This is a genomic window from Streptomyces sp. RP5T, from assembly GCF_003933965.1.
Classification (GTDB): domain Bacteria; phylum Actinomycetota; class Actinomycetes; order Streptomycetales; family Streptomycetaceae; genus Streptomyces.
In genome coordinates this window covers 1-5,243 of sequence record NZ_RSAJ01000574.1, presented here as the reverse complement: position 1 = coordinate 5,243, position 5,243 = coordinate 1, and the positions used below count along the sequence as shown (strand labels likewise).

At 72.1% G+C, this 5,243-nt stretch carries 3 protein-coding genes; 2 read left to right on the top strand and 1 reads right to left on the bottom strand.

Features of this window, described 5'->3' with window-relative positions:
- A partial coding sequence (locus EHS43_RS36610) for a glycosyltransferase family 1 protein (RefSeq protein WP_148104178.1) occupies positions 1 to 2,613 on the bottom strand: 2,613 nt, incomplete at its 3' end.
- Positions 2,614 to 2,945: 332 nt separating this feature from the next.
- Between EHS43_RS36610 and EHS43_RS36605 the strand changes: the two genes are divergently transcribed.
- Together EHS43_RS36605 and EHS43_RS36600 are read left to right on the top strand one after the other, a co-directional pair.
- Positions 2,946 to 4,148 carry a S8 family peptidase gene (locus EHS43_RS36605; RefSeq protein ID WP_125194909.1) on the top strand — a complete coding sequence of 401 codons (1,203 nt, stop codon included), beginning with the start codon at positions 2,946 to 2,948 and terminating at the stop codon, positions 4,146 to 4,148.
- Positions 4,149 to 4,365: 217 nt separating this feature from the next.
- On the top strand, positions 4,366 to 5,243 hold an 878-nt coding region (locus EHS43_RS36600), incomplete at its 3' end, for a maltotransferase domain-containing protein (RefSeq protein WP_125194908.1).

Sequence of the window (5,243 nt, the reverse complement as noted above, 5' to 3'; positions counted from 1 at the left end):
CATCAGCACCCCCGCCCCCTCCACCACGTCCTCGGAAGGCACCGCCACCAATCCCAGCTCCGCTCCCGAGGCCAGCAGGGGGTGTGAGGGCAGGACGCGGACCGTGTAGCCGAAGGGGCCCGTGCGGTCCAGGGACAGGGGGCCCTCGTAGACCCAGCGGCCCTCGTGGTCCGGGCCGCCCACCGGCTTCAGCGGGACCGTCGCCGCGTCCGCGATGCGGTCCGCCTCGTCCACGCGGCCGGAGACCGCCTGGATCTCCACGTCGTCGGGGCCGAGAGCGCCGAGGCCGACACGGACCCGCAGTCCGAGGGTGGTGCCGAGTTCGGCCGTGGCCGTGGCGGCCGTGGTCTCCACGTGGTCGACCGTCACGCCGTGCCACTCCGCCCGCACCCTGGCCTTCCAGCGCGCCAGTTCGCGCGCCGCGTCCGGGGCCATCGCCCGGTGGGCGTGGGCCGCGGGGGCGTAGAGGCGTTCCACGTACTCGCGGACCATGCGGCCGGCCAGGACCTTCGGGCCCAGCAGGGTGAGCGTCTGGCGGACCATCTCGATCCAGCGGTCGGGCAGACCGCCCTGGCCGCGCTCGTAGAAGCGGGGGGTCACCCGCTGTTCGAGGAGCTCGTAGAGGGCGTCGGCCTCTATGTCGTCGCGCCGGTCGGGGTCGGTGCCCGCGCCGTCCGCCGTCGGGATCGACCAGCCGAAGTCGGGCTGGAACCACTCGTCCCACCAGCCGTCGAGGACGGAGAGGTTCAGGCAGCCGTTCAGCGCCGCCTTCATCCCGCTCGTCCCGCACGCCTCCAGCGGCCGCAGCGGGTTGTTGAGCCAGATGTCGCAGCCCGGGTAGAGCTTCTGCGCCATCGCCATGCCGTAGTCGGGCAGGAAGACGATCCGGTGGCGCACCCGTGGGTCGTCCGCGAACCGCACCAGCTCCTGCACCAGCCGCTTCCCGCCGTCGTCCGCCGGGTGCGCCTTGCCCGCCACCACGATCTGGACCGGGCGCTCGGGGTGCAGCAGCAGGTCCATCAGCCGGTCGCGGTCGCGGAGCATCAGCGTCAGCCGCTTGTACGACGGGACGCGGCGCGCGAATCCGATGGTCAGGACGTCGGGGTCGAGCACCCCGTCGATCCAGCCCAGCTCCGCCGTGCCGGCCCCGCGCTGACGCCAGGACGCGCGCAGCCGCTCGCGCACCTCCACCACCAGCTGTTCGCGCAGCGAGCGGCGCAGTTCCCAGATGTCCTGGTCGGGGATCTCACCGACGGAGTCCCAGCGGTCCGAGCCGCCGACGGTGAGCGCGTCCTCGGTGCGCTGGGCGCCGATCTGCCGGGCGCCGAGCCGGAACACCTCGGGCGCGACCCAGGTCGGGGCGTGCACCCCGTTGGTCACGGAGGTGATCGGCACCTCCTCGGGGTCGAATCCCGGCCAGAGCCCGGCGAACATCTCCCGGCTGACCTGCCCGTGCAGCAGGGAGACGCCGTTGGCGCGCTGGGCCAGGCGCAGGCCCATCACGGCCATGTTGAAGAGGTTGGGCTCGCCGCCCGGGTAGGTCTCCATGCCGAGGGCGAGGATGCGGCCCACGTCGATGCGCGGGAGCTCGGCGTCGGGGCCGAAGTGCCGGGCGACCAGTTCGCGGTCGAAGCGGTCGATGCCGGCCGGGACGGGGGTGTGCGTGGTGAACACGGTCCCCGCGCGGACCGCCTCCAGGCCCGCGTCGAAGTCGAGTCCCTGGTCGCAGAGCTCGGCGATCCGCTCCAGACCGAGGAACCCGGCGTGTCCCTCGTTGGTGTGGAAGACCTCGGGGTCGGCGTGGCCGGTCAGCCGGCAGTACGTCCGTACGGCCCGGACACCCCCTATGCCGAGGAGCATCTCCTGGAGCAGCCGGTGTTCGCTGCCGCCGCCGTACAGCCGGTCGGTCACCCCGCGTTCGCCGGGATCGTTCTCCTCGACGTCGGAGTCCAGCATCAGCAGGGGCACCCGGCCGACCTGGGCGAGCCAGATCCGGGCGTGCAGCCGCTTGCCGCCGGGCAGGGCCAGCGACACCTGTGCCGGGGTGCCGTCGGCCTCCCTCAGCAGGGCGACGGGCAGTTCGTTGGGGTCCAGGACCGGATAGTGCTCCTGCTGCCAGCCGTCCCGGGACAGGGTCTGGCGGAAGTAGCCGTGGCGGTACAGCAGGCCCACCCCGATGAGGGGTACGCCCAGGTCGCTGGCCGCCTTCAGATGGTCGCCGGCCAGGATGCCCAGACCGCCGGAGTACTGCGGCAGGGCGGCCGTGATGCCGAACTCGGGCGAGAAGTAGGCGACGGCGGCGGGGAGCTCACCGGTGTGGGCCTGGTACCAGCGCGCACCGGTGACGTAGTCGCGGAGATCGTCGGTGACCGCGGTGAGCCGGCGCAGGAAGCGGCGGTCCTCGGCCAGTTCGGCGAGCCGGGCGGGGGGCACGCTGCCGAGCAGTCGTACGGGATCACCGCCCGACGCCGCCCACTGCTCCGGATCGACGGACTGGAAGAGATCGCGGGTCTCCGCGTGCCAGGACCAGCGCAGGTTGCGCGCCAGATCGCTCAGGGGCCGCAGGGCATCGGGGAGTACGGGCCGGACGGTGAATCGACGGATCGCCTTCACATTCCACCTCGACGAGCGTGCGGAGTGGGACACACGGCGGTGTGCGTCCCGTCGTCAGCCTCGACCGTATCCGGGCGGAGGGTCTCGTCACCACGGCGCAGTTCGAGGCAGAAGACAGTGTCACCCGTACGCCGCCCCGGCTCGAACAGTCCGGAAATCGTTGCAACCTCCCCACATCCCCCATAGCCGATATGGCCGATTACACCCCCGTAGGCGTCCTTGTGGCCAGTCACACCGCACGAGAGGCTTCCTCATGGCGTACCGGCCGGGCGCCGGGTGCATCCGGTGGCCCACGGCTGTCGTACGCCGAGCCAAGGAGGGGAACGCACGCCATGGCACGGACGCGAGAGCGGCGTCTGCGCCGGCTGGGGGGTCTGACCGCGGCGAGCTGCGCTGCCGCACTTTCGGCCATCACCCTGCCCGCGCACGCCGTACCGGAGGGGCGGATATCCGGCGCCGGAGAGCCCGGTTCCGTCAGCGGGAGTTACCTGGTGACACTCAAAGGGGGAACGAAGGCGCCATCGGCGGCCGGAAAGGGTCTCGCCGAGAAGTACGGGGCGAGAATCAGCCATACCTACGGCTCGGTGCTCAACGGCTACGCCGTCCGGGCCGACGAGAGACAGGCCCGGCTGCTGGCGGCGGACCCGCGGGTCGGCTCGGTCGTGCAGGACGTCAGGGTGACCCTGGAGGGCATCCAGAAGAACCCGCCGTCGTGGGGTCTCGACCGCCTCGACCGGCCGGTGCCGGTGCTGGACAGGTCCTACACCTGGCCGCGCTCCGCGGGCGCCGGGACGACGGTGTACGTGATCGACACCGGCATCCGGATCTCCCACAGGGACTTCGGGGGCCGGGCCTCCTACGGCTGGGACTTCGTCGGGGGCGACCGGTCGGCGGGCGACGGCAACGGCCACGGCACCCATGTGGCGGCCACCGTCGCCGGCACCCGGTACGGCGTCGCCAAAAAGGCCGAGGTGGTCGCCGTACGAGTCCTCGACAACACCGGAGCGGGCACGACCGCGCAGGTCATCGCCGGTATCGACTGGGTGACGAAGCATGCGCGCAAGCCCGCGGTCGCCAACCTCAGCCTGGGCGGCCGGCACAGCGCCCAGCTGGACGCCGCCGTGCGCGCCTCCATCGCGGCGGGGGTGACCTACACGGTCGCCGCGGGCAACGAGGGACTGCCGGCCGGGCTCTACTCCCCCGCCGACGTGCCCCAGGCGATCACGGTCGGCGCCACCGACACGACCGACCGGCGGGCCGGCTTCTCCAACTACGGCTCGGCTCTCGACCTGTTCGCCCCGGGCGTCTCGATCACCTCGGCGGGCATCACGGGTGACACCGCCAGGGCGACCTACTCGGGCACGTCGATGGCGGCCCCGCACGCGGCGGGCGCGGCCGCCCTGTACCTGGCCGACCATCCGAGGGCCAGTCCCGCACAGGTCGGTAAAGCCCTGGTGAAGTCGGCCGTTTCCGGGAAGGTGTCCGGTCGGGGGCCCGGTTCGCCGGACGAACTCCTCCAGGTGCCCGGCTCCTAGGAGGAAGCGTCCGCCAACCGGTCCCGTTCGGCCAGAACGGGACCGGTTTTGCGTAAAGACATACGCGTGAGTAGTTAGCAAAGTGCCGGATTGCCCACCCGAATAGGGTGGGAAGGCTCCTCCGGTACGCGGCTCAGGTAGGTTCACTGGGACGCCACGCAGGACCCCCTCCCCACAGCCATCCGCCCACCCGAAGTTGACGCGGACAGGAGCGGTCATGCCCGCCACGCACCACTCGTCAGCACCCCTGACGACCAGCACCGACGCATCCACCTCACCCCCTGCCGACCCCGGATCCCCGCTCCAGGAGCGACCCTCCGCACCAGCGGGACCGGCGCCGGTCATGGGGCGCATACCGGTCTTCGACGTCCGCCCGGTCGTCCAGTGCGGACGCCGGCCCGCCAAGGCGGTCACCGGTGAGACGTTCGAGATCTCGGCCACCGTGTTCCGTGAGGGACACGACGCGGTGGCCGCCAATGTCGTACTGAAGGATCCGGAAGGCCGCGCCGGACCCTGGACCCCCATGCGGGAACTCGCCCCCGGCACCGACCGCTGGGGCGCCACCGTCACCGCCGGTCCACCGGGTTCGTGGACCTATACCGTCGAGGCCTGGGGCGACCCCGTCACCACCTGGCGGCACCACGCCCAGATCAAGATCCCGGCCGGCATGGACACCGAGCTGGTCCTGGAGGAGGGCGCCCGGCTCTACGAACGGGCCGCGGCCGGAGTACCCGACGACGGACGCAACGGCGTGATCCTCGCGGCCGTCCGCGCCCTGCGCGACGAGACCCGGCCGGCCGCCGCCCGCCTGGCCGCCGCGCTGACCCCCGAGGTGGACGCGATCCTCGCCCGGTATCCGCTGCGGGAGTTGATCACGGCGTCGGAGTCGTTGCCGCTGCTGGTGGAGCGGGAGCGGGCCCTGTTCGGCTCGTGGTACGAGTTCTTCCCGCGTTCGGAGGGCACCGCGCAGCAGCCGCACGGCACGTTCCGTACGGCGGCCCGCAGGCTGCCGGCGATCGCCGCGATGGGCTTCGACGTGGTCTATCTGCCGCCGATCCATCCGATCGGGACGACGTTTCGCAAGGGCCGCAACAA